15 protein-coding genes are annotated in these 19,895 nt (G+C 66.8%); 11 read left to right on the top strand and 4 right to left on the bottom strand.

Annotated features, from left to right (window positions below):
* Positions 1-187: 187 nt before the first annotated feature.
* Positions 188-1,189, top strand: coding sequence for a LacI family DNA-binding transcriptional regulator (locus BLS97_RS03460; protein WP_197676393.1), 1,002 nt, complete (start codon positions 188-190; stop codon positions 1,187-1,189).
* Between the two features lie 177 nt (positions 1,190-1,366).
* Positions 1,367-3,136 carry a class I mannose-6-phosphate isomerase gene (locus BLS97_RS03455; RefSeq protein ID WP_090474606.1) on the top strand — a complete coding sequence of 590 codons (1,770 nt, stop codon included), beginning with the start codon at positions 1,367-1,369 and terminating at the stop codon, positions 3,134-3,136.
* Positions 3,137-3,170: 34 nt separating this feature from the next.
* On the opposite strand, the gene BLS97_RS03450 is transcribed toward BLS97_RS03455, so the two are convergent.
* Complete coding sequence (locus BLS97_RS03450) at positions 3,171-4,193, bottom strand: ROK family protein (protein ID WP_090481206.1); 1,023 nt, start codon at positions 4,191-4,193, stop codon at positions 3,171-3,173.
* On the opposite strand from BLS97_RS03450, the gene BLS97_RS03445 reads away from it, so the two are divergent.
* From BLS97_RS03445 to BLS97_RS03425, 5 genes are all read left to right on the top strand, one after another.
* Positions 4,192-5,115, top strand: a complete 924-nt coding sequence (locus BLS97_RS03445; RefSeq protein ID WP_231988331.1) for a Gfo/Idh/MocA family protein — start codon at positions 4,192-4,194, stop codon at positions 5,113-5,115. The two genes, BLS97_RS03450 and BLS97_RS03445, sit on opposite strands and share 2 nt — an antisense overlap.
* A 146-nt stretch (positions 5,116-5,261) precedes the next feature.
* Positions 5,262-6,521, top strand: a complete 1,260-nt coding sequence (locus BLS97_RS03440) for an ABC transporter substrate-binding protein (RefSeq protein ID WP_090474604.1) — start codon at positions 5,262-5,264, stop codon at positions 6,519-6,521.
* Positions 6,522-6,524: 3 nt separating this feature from the next.
* Positions 6,525-7,457: a carbohydrate ABC transporter permease gene (locus BLS97_RS03435; protein ID WP_090474603.1), complete on the top strand. Its 933-nt coding sequence runs from the start codon at positions 6,525-6,527 to the stop codon at positions 7,455-7,457.
* A complete protein-coding gene (locus BLS97_RS03430) occupies positions 7,454-8,275 on the top strand; it encodes a carbohydrate ABC transporter permease (protein ID WP_197676392.1) in 822 nt (273 codons plus the stop codon). Before BLS97_RS03435 ends, BLS97_RS03430 begins: the two co-directional genes overlap by 4 nt.
* A 56-nt stretch (positions 8,276-8,331) precedes the next feature.
* Positions 8,332-11,337, top strand: a complete 3,006-nt coding sequence (locus BLS97_RS03425) for an alpha-mannosidase (RefSeq protein WP_090474602.1) — start codon at positions 8,332-8,334, stop codon at positions 11,335-11,337.
* A gap of 108 nt (positions 11,338-11,445) precedes the next feature.
* Here the strand turns inward: BLS97_RS03425 and BLS97_RS03420 are convergent, their stop codons facing one another.
* Positions 11,446-12,948 (bottom strand): GntT/GntP/DsdX family permease, encoded by a 1,503-nt coding sequence (locus BLS97_RS03420; RefSeq protein ID WP_090474601.1) that lies wholly within the window; start codon positions 12,946-12,948, stop codon positions 11,446-11,448.
* Positions 12,949-13,044: 96 nt separating this feature from the next.
* Positions 13,045-14,139 carry a glycoside hydrolase family 76 protein gene (locus BLS97_RS03415; RefSeq protein WP_090474600.1) on the bottom strand — a complete coding sequence of 365 codons (1,095 nt, stop codon included), beginning with the start codon at positions 14,137-14,139 and terminating at the stop codon, positions 13,045-13,047.
* A gap of 287 nt (positions 14,140-14,426) precedes the next feature.
* Between BLS97_RS03415 and BLS97_RS03410 the strand changes: the two genes are divergently transcribed.
* Both BLS97_RS03410 and BLS97_RS03405 read left to right on the top strand, forming a co-directional pair.
* Positions 14,427-15,275, top strand: a complete 849-nt coding sequence (locus BLS97_RS03410; RefSeq protein ID WP_157695154.1) for a sugar ABC transporter substrate-binding protein — start codon at positions 14,427-14,429, stop codon at positions 15,273-15,275.
* The gene (locus BLS97_RS03405; RefSeq protein WP_157695153.1) at positions 15,260-16,240 is read left to right on the top strand and encodes an ABC transporter permease; all 981 of its coding nucleotides are present in this window, start codon (positions 15,260-15,262) and stop codon (positions 16,238-16,240) included. Before BLS97_RS03410 ends, BLS97_RS03405 begins: the two co-directional genes overlap by 16 nt.
* Before the next feature lie 45 nt (positions 16,241-16,285).
* Here BLS97_RS03405 and BLS97_RS03400 read toward each other — a convergent pair whose 3' ends face one another.
* A complete protein-coding gene (locus BLS97_RS03400; RefSeq protein ID WP_090474597.1) occupies positions 16,286-17,284 on the bottom strand; it encodes a ketose-bisphosphate aldolase in 999 nt (332 codons plus the stop codon).
* Positions 17,285-17,424: 140 nt separating this feature from the next.
* Here BLS97_RS03400 and BLS97_RS03395 point away from each other — a divergent pair, with 140 nt between their 5' ends.
* Both BLS97_RS03395 and BLS97_RS03390 read left to right on the top strand, forming a co-directional pair.
* Positions 17,425-18,810, top strand: coding sequence for an FGGY family carbohydrate kinase (locus BLS97_RS03395; RefSeq protein WP_157695152.1), 1,386 nt, complete (start codon positions 17,425-17,427; stop codon positions 18,808-18,810).
* Positions 18,811-18,813: 3 nt separating this feature from the next.
* Positions 18,814-19,878 (top strand): LacI family DNA-binding transcriptional regulator, encoded by a 1,065-nt coding sequence (locus tag BLS97_RS03390; RefSeq protein WP_090474595.1) that lies wholly within the window; start codon positions 18,814-18,816, stop codon positions 19,876-19,878.
* Positions 19,879-19,895 lie beyond the last annotated feature (17 nt).

The following is a 19,895-nucleotide window of genomic DNA, read 5'->3' as shown; positions in this document are numbered from 1 at the left end:
CCTTCGAGGGGTCGGTAGCTTGGTATCGTTACCAGGACTACCGTATCAGCAGGAGGCGCGCTGTGGGAATGTTTGCCGGTGGTCCGACGATTGCGCCGTCGGGCGTGGTGTCGTCCTGTATACCTAGCCGATGACGATTCCGGCGAGCGCGGCGGGCGGAGCCGGCGGCAGGCGCTCCGCTCCGACGGTGAAAGACATTGCCCGCGCGGCCAACGTCAGCCCGATGACGGTCTCCCGGGTGCTGTCTGGCGGGAACAATGTCCGGCCACAGGTCCGAGAACACGTCGAGCGAGTGATTGCCGAGGTTGGATATCGCCGCAACGAGAATGCTCGCCGCCTCCGGCAGGGCAACCGATCCGGTCTCGTCGGCGTGCTGATCACCAATATCGGGAACCCCTACTACGCCGGAATGTTGCAGGGCGTGGAGGAGGTGGTGGCGAAGACCGGGCGTCGAATCATGGTCGGCGTCACCAACGAGGACGAACAGTTGGAGCGGCAGTTGCTGTCCGACTTCCTGGGTCGCCAGGTGGAGGGCCTCATCGTCGTGCCGGTCGGTGAGGATCCCGACCGGTTCTCGATCGAGAGTCTCGCCGGGGTACCGCTGGTGCTCGCCTCGCGCAGCATTGCCGGAACCTCCGCCGACGCCGTTCTGCTGGACGATGTCCGAGGCGCGCTCGAGGCCACGGAACGCATGCTGGCCGAAGGGCATCGCCGGGTGGGCTTTCTGGGCAATCAGGTCTCGGTCTCGACCGGTCGCCGGCGCTTGGAGGGATTCCGGCTAGCGCACCGGCGACTCGGGCTCGAGCCTCCCGACGAGCTCATCCGGCTGGGACAGCAGGATGTCACGTCGGCCGAACAGGCCATGGATTCCCTGCTCGACCTCGCTGACCCTCCCACGGCCGTCTTCGCCGCCAACAACCGCAACACGGTCGGGGCCATCCGGGCCATCAGCAAGCGCCGAACCGCCGCGAGGGCGCGCCATGGCGTGGTTCCCACCGTGCGTCTGTTCGGTTTCGACTCGTTCGAGTTCGCCGACATGTCGCCCGTGCCACTGTCAATCGTCGACCACGACCCGACCGAGCTCGGGCGCATCGCCGCCCAGATGCTCTTCGACCGGCTCTCCGGCGAAGACACTCGACCCGGTCCGCGGCTGATCGAGCTGCCGGTCCACCTCGTCGACTTCGCCTGACGATTCCGGGGTCCGGCGCGCGCGGCCGGTCCCCAGGCGGCAATGTCGGACGTCCGTCTCGCTTGGATTGTCCGGGGATCGTCTGATAACGTTACCAATGATCGGGTGGATGGGTCCAGATCCGCAAACCAGATGTCGGTGCTGCCGCGATCATGTCCAGCGCGCGAAAGGATTCCGATGTCCAGGTACTTGCCGACAGGAGTTGTCCCGGGGGCGTACGACAAGGCACCGACCATCGGTCTTCCCGACGGCCACGTCGCGTGGAGCGGGCCCCAGGCATGGGCGCATCTGTCCGGTCTTGCGACGTCGGAGGGCTCGATCGCCATCGACACCTATCCCGGCAGTGACCTTGTCGGCCTGCGTCGGCAACTGATGCTCGCGCTGCCGGATGCCCTGTTGATCGACGTCGAGGAAGCGGCCGCCCTTTCGCCCGACGAGATCGACCAGATCATCTCCTCGCATCTCACCGACGACCGCGTGTTCGGGATAATGGATCACCGCCCACTTCACGACTTCTACGATCGATCACGGCTGGAGGCGGTCGCGCGTCGCGTCGAACAGGCAACGACGCCGGTTGTCGTCTATGGCTGGGGTGCCACCCTGGTGCCGGCGTCCTTCGGCGGTGTCGTACTGGCCGATCTGGCTCGCTGGGAGATCCAGAAGAGACAGCGCGGTGGCGCGCCGAACTGGCGAGCGAACAACGGCGGTGAAGACCAGCTGCGGAAGGTCAAGCGTGGCTTCTTCGTCGAATGGCGCATGGCGGATCGACATAAACGCACCTTGTTCGACCGCCTCGACTTCCTGCTCGACGCCAACATATCGATGTCCGAGGCGAAGCTCATCACGGGCGACTCGCTGCGCGCGGGCCTGCAGCTGGCCGCCACCCGGCCGTTCCGTGTCGTGCCCTTCTTCGATCCCGGGGTCTGGGGCGGGCAGTGGATGAAGAACGTCCTGGAGATCGGCGACGAGCAGAACTACGCCTGGTGTTTCGACTGTGTGCCCGAGGAAAACAGCCTGCTCCTGGATGTCGCCGGAACGGTGGTGGAATTGCCGGCGCTGAACCTGGTGTTCACCCATCCCCGGGAGCTGCTGGGCGAGAAGACGTTTGCCCGATTCGGCGCGGAGTTCCCGATTCGTTTCGACTTCCTGGACACAATGGCCGGCGGCAATCTGTCACTGCAGGTCCATCCGCTGACCGACTACATTCACAACCGCTTCGGTATGACGTACACCCAGGACGAGAGCTACTATCTGCTCGATGCCGGAATCGATGCCGTCGTCTACCTTGGTATCCGGGACGGCATCGATCCGATCGCGATGGAGGAGGCTCTGCGCACGGCCGCCACCGGCGCCGCATCCTTCCGCGCGGACGACTTCGTCAACGCCTTTCCGGCGAAGAAGCACGATCACTTCCTCATTCCGGCCGGCACGGTGCATTGTTCGGGGGCGGACTCGATGGTTCTGGAGATTTCGGCCACGCCGTACATCTTCACGTTCAAGATGTGGGATTGGGGCCGGGTCGGACTCGACGGAATACCGCGACCGATCCATCTGGATCACGCCTTGGCGAACATCCAGTGGGATCGCGGCACCGACTGGACGCGGAGGAATCTCGTCAATCAGGTCGAACCGGTGGCATCGGGTGACGGCTGGGTCGAGGAGCGCACCGGCCTGCACGAGTTCGAGTTCATCGAAGTCCGGCGACACTGGTTCACCGACCGGGTGCAGCACCACACCAACGGCACCGTCAACGTACTCAACCTGGTGGAAGGCGCAGAAGCGGTCGTCGAGAGCCCGACCGGGACGTTCGAGCCGTTCGTCGTGCACTACGCGGAGACGTTCATCGTTCCGGCCGCGGTTGGGGCCTACACGATCCGACCGACCGGGGCCGGGATCGGCCAGCGGCTGGGCACCGTGAAGGCATTCGTCCGGGGCACCCAGCGCTGAGCCGCACCGTCGAGTCGTGCCCGGGTGGGCCCAATCAGGGGCGGGCCGCCCAGACCGCCGCTCCGACCAACGGCGCATCGTCGAGCAGAGCCGCCGGCCGCAGCGTCGACACGGCGCCGGCGGCCTGGAGTCCCGCCTGCAGCGGGGACTCGATCAGGTCCCATGACCGCGACATCGCCCCGCCGACAACAGTGGTCGTGGCCCCGAAGCTCCGGATCCAGGGGCCCATGGCGTGTCCGAGGGCGAGCATCGTCGAAGTGACCAGCGTGTGGGCGGTTTCGTCGCCGGTCCTGGCTCGCGTGAATATCTCCTCGACGGTGCACGTCGTCCCAGTCGATGCGGTGTAGGCGCGACGGATCGCGGCCGTCGACACCGTTGTTTCCAGCGGAGAGCCATCGAATTCGACGGTGTGTGCCTCGCCGCGCAGCGGCACCGCTCTACCCTCGGCGACCGACGAGCCCGCGTTCAGGAACGCCGACCCGACGCCGGTACCCAGGGTCAGGCACACCATTCGGTCGGTCCGCCGACCGGCGCCGAACGCCCACTCCCCGATCCCGTAGGCCACTGCGTCGTTGACGAATGACACGTCGGCCGGTCCGATGCCGAGCCGCCCGGCCAGGGTCGCTCGCAGATCAAGCCCGGCCAGCGCGTCGAACTTGCCGATACCCTCGAACCGACCGCTGCCGAGCGCGTAGTCGAAGGGCCCGGGCATAGCCGCTACGCACCGGGTGACGCCGCCGCGTCGTGCGGCTTCCATGGATCGCGACAACGTCGCGAGAATCGCGTCCCGGCCGGCGGAGGAGTCCAAGGGCAGCTCCGTTCGCCGGTCGATCCTGAAGGCGGTGTCGGAGAGTGACACTGCGGCGGCACTGACATGGCCGCCACCCACGTCCAGCACCAGGATCGCGTCGTCGTCGGCGAAAATTGTCGGTCCCATCGTCTCGTCTCGGTCGACACCGGGCTTCCCAGAGTACCCCAGGCTTGATATCGTTACCAGGATGATGCCACCGCTTCGCGTCGGCCTCCTCGGCGCCTCCTCGATTGCCGGAACGGCCATGGTGGAACCGGCAAGCCGGCGGGCGGACGTCGAGACCGTGGCGGTGGCCGCGCGCCGTTCGGGTGTGGCCCGTGTCCTCGCCGACCGGTGGGGGATTCCGGTCGCCTATGACCGCTACCAGGATCTGCTGCAGGATCCGGCCGTCGACGCTGTCTACATCTCGAACGCAGCGAGTGATCATGCTCGCTGGTCGGTCGCTGCGCTCGATGCCGGCAAGCATGTCCTCGTCGAGAAGCCCGCCGCCACGACTGTCCGGCAGGCCGAGGAGATGGCCGCGGCCGCACGACGTTCCGGTCGCAGATTGCTGGAGGCGTTCCACTATCGCCACCACCCACTGTTCGCTGCCGTGTCGGCGATCGCCCGGCGGGCCAACGGCGGCGAGATCCGGCACATGTCCAGCGTGATCATCGGCCATCGCCCGTTCGAGGAGAAGTCGGTACTGCACGATCCCGTCGTCGGCGGCGGCGCCCTGAGTCACTCCGGTTGCTACGCAGTGCATTGGATGCGGACGCTGGCCGGCGAAGAGCCCGTCGTGGTCGGGGCGACGGCCGAGCGCAATCCTGCGGGCGGCGACCTGTCGTCCATCGTCGACCTGGCGTTTCCCGGCGGCGCTACCGGCCGCATCGTCAGCTCGTTCGCTCGTGATCGCGACGCGTCCGACGGTCCGGAGCTGGCAATCGATTTCGGTCGCGATCGCCTCGAGGTGGCCGGTCTCATCGTGCCGCATGCCGGCCACTCGATCCGCGAGTGGCGCAATGGGCTGATGCTGGGACCGCGTACGGTGACCGGAGGATCGAGCTACGACCATCAGCTGGCGGCGTTCGTCCGAACGCTGAACGATCCGCGGGCGGCCGAACTCGACGCGGTCGATCTCGTGGCCGGTGCGACCGTCCTGGAAAGGGCATATGCGGCGATGCGATGACGGTCAATTCCAGCAACGTATTGCTTGTCACACCTGCGGAGTGCGTGGTACGGTCACGTCGCTTGGTAACGATACCAAAGTCCCTCGCGCCGGCTGGATCGTCGTCGGCCCATTGACATCCCGAGTGGAGAACAAAGGAGTTCGACGTGAAAATTCGTAGACTGCGCCAGGCTATTGCCCTTGCCCTGGCGGCGTCCGCTGTGTTGGCCGGATGCTCGTCATCCACCGCGGCCACGGGTGACGGCGCGAACACACTCAACTTCGTCAACGACAAGTCGTGGGACTTCAAGGCATTCTCACAGGTATCCGAAAAGGACATCAAGGTCAGCCTCAACTCGTCGACCTACGCCGATCAGCCCGCCTTTCAGGCCTTCGTCAAACAGTCGTTCCGCACGAACAAGAGCCCCGGCCTGTTCACCTGGCACACGGGCGATCAGTTGAAGCTGCTCGTCGACCAGAACCTCGTCGCCGATACATCGAGCATCTGGGCGCAGGCGATCGCGGACAATCAGATCGCGCCCGGCGTGAAGGACCTGTACACGATCAACGGGAAGCAGTACTGCACTCCGATCAGTGTCGACGACTGGGTCATGTACTACGACAAGAAGACATTCGCGAAATACAGCCTGACCCCACCGACCACCTGGGCCGAGATGATGGCTGACGCCGCCGTGCTGAAGAAGAACGGCATCGCGCCGTTCTGGAGCTCGGGCGGCGACCCCTGGGCGTTCGTCTGGTTCCAGATCCTTCTCGCCGGGACGGACCTGCAGCTGTACAAAGACCTGAGCACCGGCAAGGCGTCCTATACCGACCCAAAGGTCGTGTCGATCATGAACACGTGGCTCGACATGGAGAAGAAGGGCTACTTCAGCGATCCCGGATCGAAGACGGCCCCGGAGACGCAGATGAAGGACGGCAAGCTGGCCATGATCCCGTTCGGCACCTGGTACGCGTCCACGATCGACCAGGTCGGTCTCAAGGCCGGTACCGACTGGGGGGTGTTCACGATCCCGAAGGTGAATGCGGCCCAGGCCAAGACGCCGGTGGCGATCGAGACAGCCCCGGCCTGCGTCGCCGCGAACTCTCCACAGAAGGACCTCGGGCTGAAGTACTCCGCCTGGTGGATGACCTCCGAAGCTCAGACAGCCTGGTCCAAGCAACAGAACAACCTGCCCTACAACCCCAAGGCGACCGCGGCGACGCAGACCTTCGTGGACGTTGGCAAGGAGCTCTCGAACAACGACAAGTACGAGACCTACCTTCGCTACTACGAGGCAACCCCACAGGTGATCCTGACCGAGGCCCTCGACCAGTTCACCGGGTTCATGACCAATCCGGGTGACCCGACGAAGTACCTGGAAGGCATCCAGAAGGTGGCTGACACCTACTGGAAGAGCCACCAGTAGCCGATGGCGACCCTCACCCGTACGTCGACCCCCACTCCAACGTCGACCAATTACCAGCGTTCGGCCTGGGCCTTTCTCCTCCCCGGCACGGCCGTGGTGGTCCTGGTGCTCTACCTCCCCGTCCTCTACACGGTCTATCTCAGCCTCACCGACTACTCGGGTCTGGGCAGCCCGGTGTTCACCGGATTCAACAACTACGTCGCGCTGGTGCGCGATCCGGTCTTCTTCACCTCGCTCGCCAACACGATGATCTGGGTGGTCGGTTCGCTGCTGATCCCGGTCGGTTTCGGCCTTCTGGTCGCGTATCTGTCGTTCGGGCTCAAGGGCGCTGCGTGGTTGCGCGTGCCGTTCCTGATCCCCTACGCGCTCTCGGGCGTTGCCGTCGGCATCGTCTTCAGTTTCGTACTCCAGAACGGCGGAGCGCTGTCGCAGGCTCTGGACTTCCTGCATCTCCCCGGCGGGACGACGAGATGGCTGCAAGAGGCGCCGCTCAACACCGTGGTCATGATCCTGGCGGCCTCCTGGCAGGGGATCGGAGTGAATGCACTGCTGTTCACGGTCGGGCTTCAATCGATTCCCGCCGAACCGCTCGAGGCCGCTCGCGTCGACGGTGCCTCGGGATGGCGGCTCTTCCGCTTCGTGGTCTGGCCGCTGCTTCGACCGTCCACCACGATCGTCGTCGGCCTGTCGATCGTGAACAGCCTGAAGACGTTCGACATCGTCCAGGCGATGACACAGGGCGGCCCGAACCGGGTCTCGGAGACTCTCGGCGTCTCCATGTATCGGGACACGTTCTCCAACAGCAATTACGGCCTGGGGTCAGCGGTGGCGATCTTCATGAGCGTCATCACCGTCGCCGCGAGCGTGTTGTACCTGCGTCGGCAGTTGGCCATCGGGGATTCCTCGGGCAGCACCGCGGAAAGGGCGGTCAGGTGACTTCCAAGGTATTTCGCTACGTGATTCTGGGCGGCATGGGTCTGGTCTGGCTGCTGCCCATCTACCTCCTTCTCGCCAACGCTGGGAAGTCCGCCGCCGACTACTCGGGCGATTCGCTCTGGTCCCCGGGCACGATTTCCGCTCTGTGGAACAACGTGGTCGCCGTCTTCCGGACGACCGACGTCCCGTCCGGTCTCGGCGTCACCCTCCTCTACGCCACCGTGGCCCCGCTCATAGCTGTCGTTCTTGGCTCTGGGGTCGCCTTCGCGGTTATCGTTCTCAAGGTTCGACATGGGTTCTTCTGGTTCTTCGTGATCTTCTGTGGCACCGTCTTTCCACTGCAGATGATGTTGATCCCGTGGTTCTCGGCGTATGCGAAGGTCGGGCTCTTCGACACCGTTCCCGGAATGATCCTCATCTATTCAGTCGTCGCTCTGCCGTTCTCGGCGTTCGTCATGCGTAATTTCTTCGTGGGTATCGCACCGAGCGTGTTCGAGGCGGCCGTGGTCGACGGTGCCGGCGTCTGGCGAATATTCACCCGGATCTTCCTTCCGATGTCGACGAGTGCGCTCGTGGTCGTCTTCATCCTCCAGGCGACCTGGGTGTGGAATGATTTCCTGATCTCCTTGATCCTGACCCAGAGCCCCTCGACCCGGCCCGTCATGCCGCTGCTCAACGCCCTACAATCCGTCGAGGGTGGTGGGCCCGGCTACACCGTCATCCTGACGGCTGCGCTGGTCGTGTCCATCCCAACGGCCGTCCTGTTCGGATTCACCCAACGGTTCTTCCAGAAGGGCCTGTCACTGGGCCAGTACTGACGGCTCGGGTGAAGGCCTCGGTTCAAGGGCGAAGGCCTCGGTTCAAGAAGGAAGTCATGTACGACAACACAGACCAGGTCGAGCTCCGAATCGATCGCTTCGTCCGCGACCACATCGTTCCGGCGATCTACCGCCGCTCCGTACCGCTCCGGATCGAGTCGTGGGACGTTCCTGGTGAGCCGGTCGCATTCCGCGAGGCCGTTCGCCAGGCGTACCGCTCGGTCGACATCGACACGCCGTGGAGTCGGCCGTGGGGCACGACCTGGTTCCACGTCAGCGGGGAGGTTCCGGCGGGATGGGGGAGTGACGGCACTGCCGTCGAGCTCCTGATCGATCTCGGTTTCACCCAGGGCCAGGCCGGTTTCCAAGCCGAGGGGCTGGTCTACCGCCGGGACGGCGGCATTGTGAAGGCGATCGAACCGCTGAACGGCTACGTGCCGGTCACCGCGGATCTCGCCGGAGTCATCGACCTCTACGTGGAGGCGGCCTCCAACCCGGATGTGGGTGGCTCCGCCTTCTACGAACCGACACCGCTGGGCGACCCGGCCACGGCCGGTACCGAGCCGATCTACACGCTGCGGCGAATGGACATCGCGGAGCGCGATGTGAATGTCTGGGAGCTCGAACGTGACAGTTGGACGCTGATCGGCCTGATGCGCGAGCTGGACCCGGCGCTTCCGCGACGAGCCGAGATCTTGCGCGCCTTGGAGTCGATGTGCGACGCGGTCGACCCCGATGACGTCGCCGGTACGGCGCATCTCGGGCGCGACGCGCTGCGCCGCGTGCTCGGTGCGCCCGCCTATGCCTCGGCCCACACCAGCATCGCGGTGGGCCACGCCCATATCGATTCCGCCTGGCTCTGGCCGACCCGCGAGACCATCCGCAAGTGCGCGCGCACCTTCTCCAACGTCCTGCAGCTGATGGACGACGACCCCGATTTCGTGTTCGCCTGTTCCAGTGCCCAGCAGTACGCCTGGATGAAGGAGTTCTACCCAGAGCTCTTCGAACGGATCCGGGCCCGCGTCCGCGAGGGCCGCTTCGTACCGGTCGGCGGGATGTGGGTCGAGAGCGACACGAACATGCCCGGCGGCGAGGCCCTGGTGCGCCAGTTCGTCGCCGGCAAGGCCTTCTTCCTCCGTGAGTTCGGCGTCGACCCGAAGGTCGCGTGGTTGCCCGACTCGTTCGGCTACACGGCGGCCCTGCCGCAGATAGTGAAGGGCGCCGGATCCGACAGTTTCGTGACCCAGAAGCTGTCCTGGAACGACACCAACAAGATGCCGCACCACAGTTTCCTCTGGGAGGGCATCGACGGCAGTCGCGTGTTCACCCACTTCCCGCCGAGTGACACGTACAACTCTGACCTCTCGGCGGCCGACCTGGCCCGCGCGCAACGGCAGTACGCCGAGAAGGGCAGGTCCAACATCTCACTGGCGCTCTTCGGTTTCGGCGACGGCGGCGGCGGACCGACCCGCGAGATGCTGGCCGCCGCACGCCGCACGAGCGACTTGGAGGGCTCGCCGCGGATCAGACTCGGTACCCCGCAAGGGTTTTTCGAAGAGGCCAAGGCGACCCTGCCGGATCCGGCGATCTGGACCGGCGAGATGTACCTGGAGTTCCATCGCGGCACCTACACCTCGCAGGCCCGCACCAAGCAGGGCAACCGGCGCAGCGAGCACCTGCTGCGGGAGGCCGAGTTGTGGAGCGCGACCGCAGCCGCGCGTGGGCTGCTCGACTACCCGTACGGCGCACTGCAGTCCCTCTGGGAGACCGTCCTGCTGCTGCAGTTCCACGACATCCTGCCCGGCTCCTCGATCGCCTGGGTGCACCAGCAGGCCGAGTCCGAATACTCCCGGGTCGCCGCCGAGCTGGCCGAACTCATCGCGGCGGCGCAGCGGGCGCTCGCCGGAACCGGGACGGCCGAACTGGTCTTCAACGCCGCACCGGTCACGGCCGATGGTGTTGTGCCCCTGGGCGCATCGGTCGCTGCGACCCATCGCCCGGTCCGCCCGCTCCAGCGTCAGGACGGAACCCTTCTAGAAAATGGGATCGTCCAGGCGCGGTTCGACGAATCGGGCCTGCTGGTCTCTTTCGTCGATCTCGCGTCGCGGCGCGAACTCGTCGCTCCCGGCGAGGTGGCGTCCCTCCTCCAGGTCTTCCGGGACATCCCCAACAACTGGGACGCCTGGGACATCGATGTGGCGTACCGGCGCAACGGCACCGACCTTCGGGCGCCCATCAGCGTCGGGGTGGCCGGTGATGTGCTCGAGGTGACCCACGCGCACGGCGCCTCCCGGATCACCCAGCGCTACTGGCTTCTCGAGGGCGCCCGCGAGTTGCAGATCGAGACGGTCGTCGATTGGCACGAGCACGCGACCCTGCTGAAGCTGGCCTTCCCACTCGACCTCCGGGCCGACCAGGCCGCCTCGGAGATCCAGTTCGGGCACGTCAAGCGGCCCACCTACGTGAACACCTCCTGGGACCACGCGCATTTCGAAACGATCGCCCATCGTTGGGTTCACGTCGGGGAACCCGGGTTCGGCGCGGCGATCGCGAACGGTTCGACCTACGGCCACGACATCACCCGGACGATGCGGGAGGACGGCGGCACGACGACGCAGGTGCGGGAGTCGCTTCTCCGTGCCCCGCAGTTCCCCGATCCGCACGCCGACCAGGGGGCGCACGTGCTGCGGACGGCGCTCGCGGTCGCGCCGGGCGTGCTCGATGCCGCGGCCGCCGGCTACCGCCTGAACCTGCCCCTGCGCACCGTGACCGGCGCCTCCCCGCAAGCCGTGAGCCCGCTCGTCGCCGTGTCGTCACCGGGTGTCTTCGTCGAAGCGGTGAAACTGGCGGAGGACCGGTCCGGCGACCTGGTGGTGCGCCTGTACGAGGCGCAGGGAAGCCGCGTGACGACGACCGTCGAGTTCGGCGTTCCGGTCTCGCGGGTCCGGCCGACCGATCTGCTCGAGCGAGAACTGCCGCATCCGGGATGGGCCGGCGAGGAACCGGTCGAACTGACCCTACGGCCCTTCGAGATCGTGACGCTCCGGGCCTCGCGGGCGTAGGCCGGTCCTTTCCGCCGACCCCGGATCCCCGGGGCCGGCGGCACCGGCACCGGTTGTCGCGGCGTCGCCCGGCCCGTCCCGGGCGCGTCTGCGAGGACGGTCGGCGACCTAGAAGATGGCCGAGAGCAGGGCGGTCATGCCCAGTCCGACGACCGACACGATGGTCTCCATCACCGACCAGGATTTGATGGTCTGGCCCACCGTCATTCCGAAATACTCCTTGACCAACCAGAACCCGGCATCGTTGAGGTGGGAGAAGAACACCGAGCCGGCACCGATGGCCAGGACGACCAGCGCCAGTTGCACCGGCGAGAGACCGGCCGCAACCGGGGCGATGATGCCGGCCGCCGTCACCGTGGCCACGGTCGCCGAGCCGGTCGCCAACCGGATCAGAACGGCCACGATCCAGCCGAGCAGCAGGGCCGACAACCCCGCCGCGGCAGCGATCTTCGCGATGGCCGTCCCCGTTCCGCCGTCCACCAGGACCTGCTTGAACCCGCCGCCGGCGCCGACGATCAGGATGACACCGACGATCGGCAGCAGACTGGCGCTGATCTTCTTGCTCAGGATCGGGAGGGTGAATCCGACCCGGGTCCCAAAGGTCACCATGGCCAGCAGCACGCCGACCAGCAGCGCCACCACGGGATCGCCGATGAAGTCCAGCAGCGAGCGGAGACTGCTTCCCGACGTGGCCAGGAGGTCAGCGGCCGCCTTGATCAGCATGAGGACCAGGGGCGCCAGCAGCGTCAGCAGGGTCATGGTGAAGCTCGGACTGCCCGTCCGCGGCGAATCATCCGTCGGTTCGCCGGTCGGCCTCGCTGCGGTCACCGTCGACTGGGCGCGGCCGGCAACTCCAGCGGCGCTCTCGGTCGCGTCCCCACGATCACCGGTCACGGCCAGACCGGCACCGGCAGCGCCGATCGGCACCCATTTGGCGGCCACCCGGCCGAACAGCGGCCCGGCCAGGATGACCGTCGGGACGGCGACGAGCAGACCCAGAGCCAGGGTGATGCCGACATTGGCGTGCAGGATGCCGATGGCGGCCAGCGGTCCCGGGTGCGGTGGGATGAAGCCGTGCAGGACCGACAGCCCGGCCAGAGCGGGGATGCCCAACAGCAGAGCCGGCCCCTTGACCCGGTGCACGGCCAGCATGACGACGGGGATGAGCAGCACCAAGCCGATCTCGAAGAACATCGGGATTCCGACGATCACCGCGATCAAGGCCATCTTCCAGGGCAGCGAACCTGGGCGGCCACGGAGCAGCGTGTCGACCACCTTGTCGGCACCACCCGAATCGGCCAGCAGCTTCCCCAACATGGCGCCAAGGGCGATGAGTACCCCGACGTAACCCAGCACGCCGCCGACCCCTGTCTCGTAGGAGCTGGTCACCTTCGCCACGGAGATTCCCGACGCGATGCCCACGAACAGCGCGCCGATCGTCAAGGCCAGAAACGCGTGCAGCTTCAACCACACGATCAGCAGCACGACGATGGCGATGCCGATTCCGGCGACGATCAGGACGCGGGTGTCGTGTCCGCTCCAGGGCAGGTCGGCGGGATTGGTCGCGGCCGACACGAATGTCGGTGCGCGAAAGGTCGGACTTCCGTACATGGGGTTTCTCTCCATCGCGATCGTCGAGCTCGGAATGCCTCAGGTGTTCGTCCTCGGAGGCCGGTCACATACCGGCACCGGCCCAGGCTTTGACTTTCATGCCGACGGCGATGAGCTGACGGCGGTGGGACTGTCCCGGGGGATCGGTTGGGCCGCGACCAGGAGGTCGACGGCGCTCTGCTGGCTGGCGGCGGTGACATGGTCCACCGGGCCGGCCCAGTGCAGCCCGTACTCGTTGTCGGAGTTGCGGTCGTGATCGTGGGCGATGTTGGCCTGCCCGACGAGATACTTGGTGTAGGGGTGGTCTTTCAGGGCACGGTTGAGCTCGCCGAGGCAGCGGACGTAGATCCCCTTGAACGAGGGCCCATTGATGTCACATCCGTTCTGCTCGCAGGATTCGGTCAGTACCCCGTCGACGTTGAGGTCTTTGGATGCGGTCGATGCGTCGGCGAGAGTCCTTGCCCGGTCGAGATAGCTGGGGTCGCCGGTGGCCTTGGTCAGGTCGGCCAGGGCGCCCAGCAGGACACCCTGGTTGTAGGTCCAGAGCGTGCCGCCGGCGGCACACGATGTGCGGTCCAATCCATCGGTGACCAGATGATCGTTGGTGATCAGCCCGGACTGGTCGAACCACTGCCACACCGTAATCGCATGCTGCAGGTAATTCTGACCGGCGCGCCCAATTCGGGTCGCGAGCTCGGCCGCGGCCTTGATGAACAGCTCGTTGGCGATGGCGTTCTTGTATTCGTGGTTGACGGTCCACCAGAGTCCGCCGCCGCACGCGCCGTCGTGGTTGCTCCACATGAAGTCGACGTCCTGCTGCGCGGTGTCCAGGTATCGCCGATCACCGGTCAAGTCGTACGCTCGGATCCAGGCCAGGGCCCACCACCCGGTATCGTCGACGTACGGGTTGATGAAGTCGCCCTGCTCCGCGTGGATCTTCTTGTCGTAGGTGTTCTGCAGTACCCAGGAGTACCGGTGATCACCAGACTCGATCATGTAGTTGGTCAGTGCGGTCAGTGCGTTGGCGCTGTTCCACCATCCCGTGGTCGGCCAGACCCCGGAGTTCTGGTCGTACAGTCTCACCAGGGCATCCACCGCCGGCACCTCGGACGGGGCCTGCGCGGAGCAGCCGACCAGAGCCGTTCCGGTGATCAACCCAACCATCAGTCGGTACAGGTGCCTCAGACGCATCTCAGACCCGGATCCTGGATCGCGGAGGCGACGGCGGGGCTCCCGACGGTGAGGAAACGATGGCAGAGTCGCCGATCATGAATGTCGTCCCTCCCCGATCACCCTGGCGATCGACGCACCGTGCGGTGCTGGTGTGTCGTCGGGCGGCCATGGTCTCGGCCGCTGGCATCACGATCGTACTTGCCGCCTGCTCGGGTTCTGCGGGCCTGCCGGGAACCAGCGTGCCGACCTCAGCCGCCTCGTCGCCCGGTACGAGTTCGACCGCGGTGCCCAGGCGGATCGGATTGGTGACGCCAACCGGTTCGGACGCGTTCGGGGATGCCGTCACGGAATCGATAGCAGCCCAGATCAAGGCGGCTGGGGCGGATCTGATCAGGTGTGACCCCGGGGACGACCCGAACCTCGTCCTGGACTGCGCCCGCCGATTGGCCACCGAGCACGTGGATGCCTGGATCGTGGTGCGGCCGGGCGACGTCGGTGCGGCGTTGTGCGACGTCGGGCCAAAGGGCGTGCCGTTGATCGCCGTCGCCGCGTCGCCGCTGAGTTGTCAGACGGCTGGTGTGGGTGCCGATGACCGGCAGGCGGGACTTCTGATCGGTCGTGAACTGGGCGGCGTGCCGCGCAACAGTTCCGATTGCGCCCGCTCGACACTGGTGATCGTGAACGACAGTGCGTCGGCCTCGGTCAGTACCGAGCGCGTCGCGGGTATCCGGGCCGGGTTCTCCGCGCTCTGCCCGGGGGCAGCCGTGCGCGTGCTGGATGCCGGCACGCAGGACCGCGCGTACGACGCCTTCCGGGCGGTGTTCCCCGTGCTGCCGGAGGGCATCTTGGTCGCGGCGGTCAACGACGCGGCCGCTCTGGGGGTCGTGGCGGCCACGCCGGACGGTCGGGCCAATCAGGTCACGGTAGCGGCGATCGGGGCCGACCAGCAGGCCCGCTGTGAGATGACCAAGAACCCGGTGTGGCTCGGTGATGCCGCGCTGTTTCCCGATCGGTACGGTCAGGTTGCCGTGCCCGCTCTTCTCAAAGCCCTGGCTGGACAACACATACCGCGGAATCTCTACATCCAGACCACATTCGTGACCCCGGCCACGCTCGGCCGGTACTACGGGACCGGCGATTGTCCGGCGAAGTGACCGCGGTGGACGCCGTCTCGGTCCGGCGGATTGCCCTCACGCGGACGGTGCTGGCCGTGGTCGGCGCCCTGGCCTGCCTGGTGTTCGCGTCGGCCAGTCCCTATTTCCTGTCCGTCGACAATCTGATCAACCTGCTGAACGACCTGGCCGTGGTCGGCATCGTGGCGATCCCGGCGACCTTCCTCCTGATGGCCGGGCAGGTCGATCTGACGAGCGGTGCCACCGCGGCGTTCGCCGGCCTCGTGGTCGCCCTGACCTCGCCGCAGCTGGGAATCATCGTTGCCGTGCTGGTCGCGGTGGCGACGGGCGCTGTGGTCGGGCTGGTGAACGGTCTCCTGGTCACCGTGGCCGACGTCAGCAGTGTCGCCGCCACGTTCGGGTCGATGTCGCTGCTGCGCGGGCTGGCCTACCTGGTGCCCAGCGGTCTGGCCATCTACCTGCCCGGATTCAGGGCCCTGGGCAATGCCCGCCCGTTCCTTGGGCTGTCCCTTCCGTTCCTGATCTTCCTCGGTCTGCTGATACTGGGCGGAGCGTTGTCCCGCTCGGACATCGGCGGCGGCTGCCGGGAGATCGGCATCTTGCCGGCCGCCGAGCGTATGGCGGGTCGGCCGGCCCGGCGCGGCATCGTCGCGCTGTTCGTGGCATCCGGGCTGGCCGCGTCACTGGTCGGTCTGATCAGAACGTCACAGCTGGGTACCGGCCTGCCGACGGCGGCAATCGGCGTCGAGATCACGGTGCTCACCGCGGTCCTGCTCGGCGGTGGCCGCCTGAACGGTGGCCGGGGATCCGTCATCGGGACCAGCCTGGCCCTGCTGGTCATGACCATCATCGACAACGGACTCTCCCTGAGCAACGTGACCGCCTACGCGGGCCAGGTCTTCCACGCGGCTCTCCTGATCATTGCGCTGGTCATCGATCGACCCCTACGGCGCCGGCGGCGCGCGGCGCCGGAAGATGCTGGGTGACTGATCGGTGGCGAGTGCGACAACCGGACCGTCGGCGCCCGAGCCTCAGGCCGAGGCGGCGACAGCGTCACGGACGCCGCGGTGTCGGTAGGCCTGCCCGGCCTGGCCGAACACATGCATCCGCTCGGCCACCATCTGCTCCATCGCCTGCCGGGCCGCCCGCTCGAACGGAGCCGGGTCGACGGTGAGCACGTCGGTGGCCAGGAACGTGCGGGCCGCCGCCATGTAGGCCATGTGGGAATCCATGCCTTGGTTGAGCTTTCGGATGCCCAGCTTGGTCGACCGGGCCTTCTCGTCCTCCGGGACGCCCCACGACTCGGGCAGCGCGCCGCCGTGGGTGTTGATCTGCGCCCGCAGCCCAGCGGGCAGCGACGAGGAGCCGTGCATGACCAGATGTGTGCGCGGCACCCGGGCGGCGATCTCCGCGATGAGGTCCATCCGCAACACCGAACCGTCGGGCGGGCTGGAGAATTTGTAGGCGCCGTGGGAGGTGCCGATGGCCACCGCCAGCGCGTCGACACCGGTTGCGTCGACGAACCGCTCCGCGTCGTCCGGTTCGGCCAACACGATCTCCTTGACCGTGGCGCCGCCGTCCTCGGACCCGCCGATGGTTCCGAGTTCCCCCTCGACCGACACGCCGTGGGCGTGGGCGTATTCGACGACCCGCTTGGTGATCTCGACGTTCTCGTCGAACGAGGCGTGGGTGACCCGGTCTTCCAGGAGGCTGCCGTCGATCATCACGCTGGTGAAGCCGGCGGTGATGGCGCGAACGCAGTCGTCGAAGGTCGGGCCGTGGTCGAGGTGCACGACGACCGGGATGTCCTCGTACCTCCGGGCCAGATTGATGAGGGCCTCCCAGAAGGCTTCGTCGCTTCCGTGGGCCGACGCGCCGGCGATGGTCTGCACGATCACGGGTGAGTCGGTCGCTCGGGCCGCGTCAAGGACGGCCTCGGCCTGGACCAGGTCGGTGACGTTGAAGGCTCCGACGCCGTACGCGCCGTCGGCGGCCGCGTCCAGCGCCTGCCGCAGGGTGATGAGGGGCACGTCTACTCCTTGGGGTGGTGGCCGTTGGGCCGTGATCGGGAAGCCGGACAATTTTCTGACCAACGATGGACAGAGTAAGTGAGGCCTGCTACTTTGTCCATCGTTGGTCAGAACGAACGTCAAGGGAGACAGGGCAGATCATGCGAGATGAGTTGCTCTTGGGCATCGACCTCGGCACGTCGTCGATCAAGGTCAACGCGATCGATCGGCACGGCCGGTCGCTGGGTATCGGGACGTCTCCCACGCCTTTCGCGTCGACTGCGAGCGGCGTCGAGATGAGCCCGCAGGCGCTGCTCGCCAGTGTCAGTTCCGCTCTGAATCATCTGGGCGAACTGCGGCACCGGATCGCGGGGGTCGGGATCTCCAGCATGGGGGAGACCGGGACGACGATCTACCCGGAAGGACCCAGCGGCCTGCCGCTCATCGCCTGGCACGACCGCCGCGGTCATCAGGTGGTGGACAAGTTGCTGCGGGACTTCGGCGCCGAGGAGATCCTGGCCCGTACCGGCCGCCGCCCTCGCATCGTCTCCAGCATCGCCAAGTTGGGGTGGCTCGCCCAGCATGGTGCCGAGATGGCCGGAACCTGGACCGGCGTGGCCGGTCTCGTGCTGTGGCAGCTGACCGGTGCGCTCGGGCAGGAGCAGTCGTTGGCCGCGACAAGCGGTGCCTACGACCCGGTCTCGGGTCAGTACGACAAAGCCATCCTGCGCGCCGCCGGCATGGACGGCATCATGTGGGCCCCGGCCCGCCCGGCCGGAACCATGCTCGGCCGGGTCAGTGCGCCGGGCGCGCTGTGGAGCGATCTCCCGGCCGGCATCCCGGTCACCATCGCCGGTCACGACCATCCCGTCGGAGTGGTCGGCTCCGGTGGTGAGGACGGCGAGGTCATCGACTCCCTCGGCACCGGAGAGCCGCTCGTGGTGTCGTGGGATCCACGGAAGATCGCCGGGCCTCCCGTGCTGCCCGGGCTGACCGGTGATCTGACGGTCACGCATTGGCCCGGCACGGCCCGACACATGTTGCTCTGGGAGACCCTTCGCCCGGGTCTGGCCATGAGCGCACTGCTCGCGCACCTGCAGACGAGCCGGAGTGATATCGAATTCGCCTCCATCCGGGTCGACGCCGAGCCGCTGGACATCGACGACCTGTTCGAGATGCAGGACGGCCGGGTCCCGGATCGCGTGTTGCGACTGTCACCGGAGGTGGCCTGGGCCTCCGCGCTGGAGGGCTTCGCGGCCGCAGCGGCGGCGGCCGAAGGCTTGCTGCGCAACCTGACCGGCACGCGCGGCAAGACCCTGCTCATCGGCGGGGGACTGCGATCACGACGCTGGATCGAAGCCAAGATGCACCGGGCGCAGGCACCACTGGCCATGGCGACCGAGCGCGAGGCCGTGTCGCGTGGCGCGGCGCTCATGGCCGGGGTGGCTGCGGGCTGGTGGGTGGCCGAGGAGTACCCGGCGGCGGACATCACCGCCCTGGCCGACGCGACACCCACCGTTGTCGCCGGCGCGGATCGGCGGTCCTGACCGATGGCCGACCAACCACCTTCGGGGCTGCGGCCGCCGGCCCGGCTCGTGGACATCGCCGCCCATGCCGGCGTGTCGGTCAAGACCGTGACCCGCGTACTGAAGAGCGAGCAGTACGTCACGGACGAAATGCGGGAGCGCGTGATGCGGTCCGTCGCCGAATTGAGCTACGTCGGAGATGCCGGCGCCGCCGGACTGCGTACCCGCAAATCGGGGACGATCGGACTCATCATTCCTGACGTTCGAAACGGCTACTACAGCCTCTTGACGCGCGCCATCGAGGAGCGGTTGAGCGAACAGAGCCCGACCCTGCTGTTGGGCGATTCCGACGAGGAGAAGAACCAGGAAGAACGTTATCTCCGTACCTTCCGCCAGCACCGGGTCGACGGATTGATCGTCCTGCCGGCCGGCGCCCCCAGCCTGCCCGACGCGATCCGGGAGATACCCACCGTCATCGTGGACCGGACGGTGCCGTCGGTGACCCACATCGCCGATCACGTACTGGCCGATCACCGTCGGGCCGCCGGTCGCCTGGTTGAACACCTGGTCCGGCACCACACGCTCACGCAGGTCGCATTCCTCGGCGGCGACACCGCGATATCCAGTGTGGCCGAACAGGAACGCGGCTATCAACAGGTCATTGCCCAGGCCCGGCAGCAGGCGTACATCAGCGCCGGCCACCGGACTCCGGACGATGCGACCGCCGGTGCCCTTCAGCTGTTCCGCACGTTCACGGCACCGTTCGGTGTCTTCACGACGAACAACCGGATGTTCTGGGGTGCGATGGGGGCCATTGCCCGGCTCGGCCTGCGCATCCCCGCCGACGTGCTCCTGACGACGATCGACTCGATCGGCGAGGCCACCGTCACCGGGCTGCGCCCCACCCAGGGCGTCATTCCCGCGTCGGAGGTCGCCGCCCGGGCGATGGAACTCCTCGAGCGCCGGATGGTCGATCCGTCGTCACCCGCAACCACGGTGACGGTCGACATCGACATCGAATTCGGTACCACCTGCGGCTGCGTGCCGTTCACCTCGTCCCCTCTCATGCACGGCTCCTCCTCCCGGTAGTACGCGACACCAACGCA

The organism is Nakamurella panacisegetis (assembly GCF_900104535.1).
GTDB classification, from domain to species: Bacteria; Actinomycetota; Actinomycetes; order Mycobacteriales; family Nakamurellaceae; genus Nakamurella; species Nakamurella panacisegetis.
The sequence above is the reverse complement of the archived record's forward strand: the minus strand, read 5'-3'. Positions and strand labels throughout refer to the sequence as shown.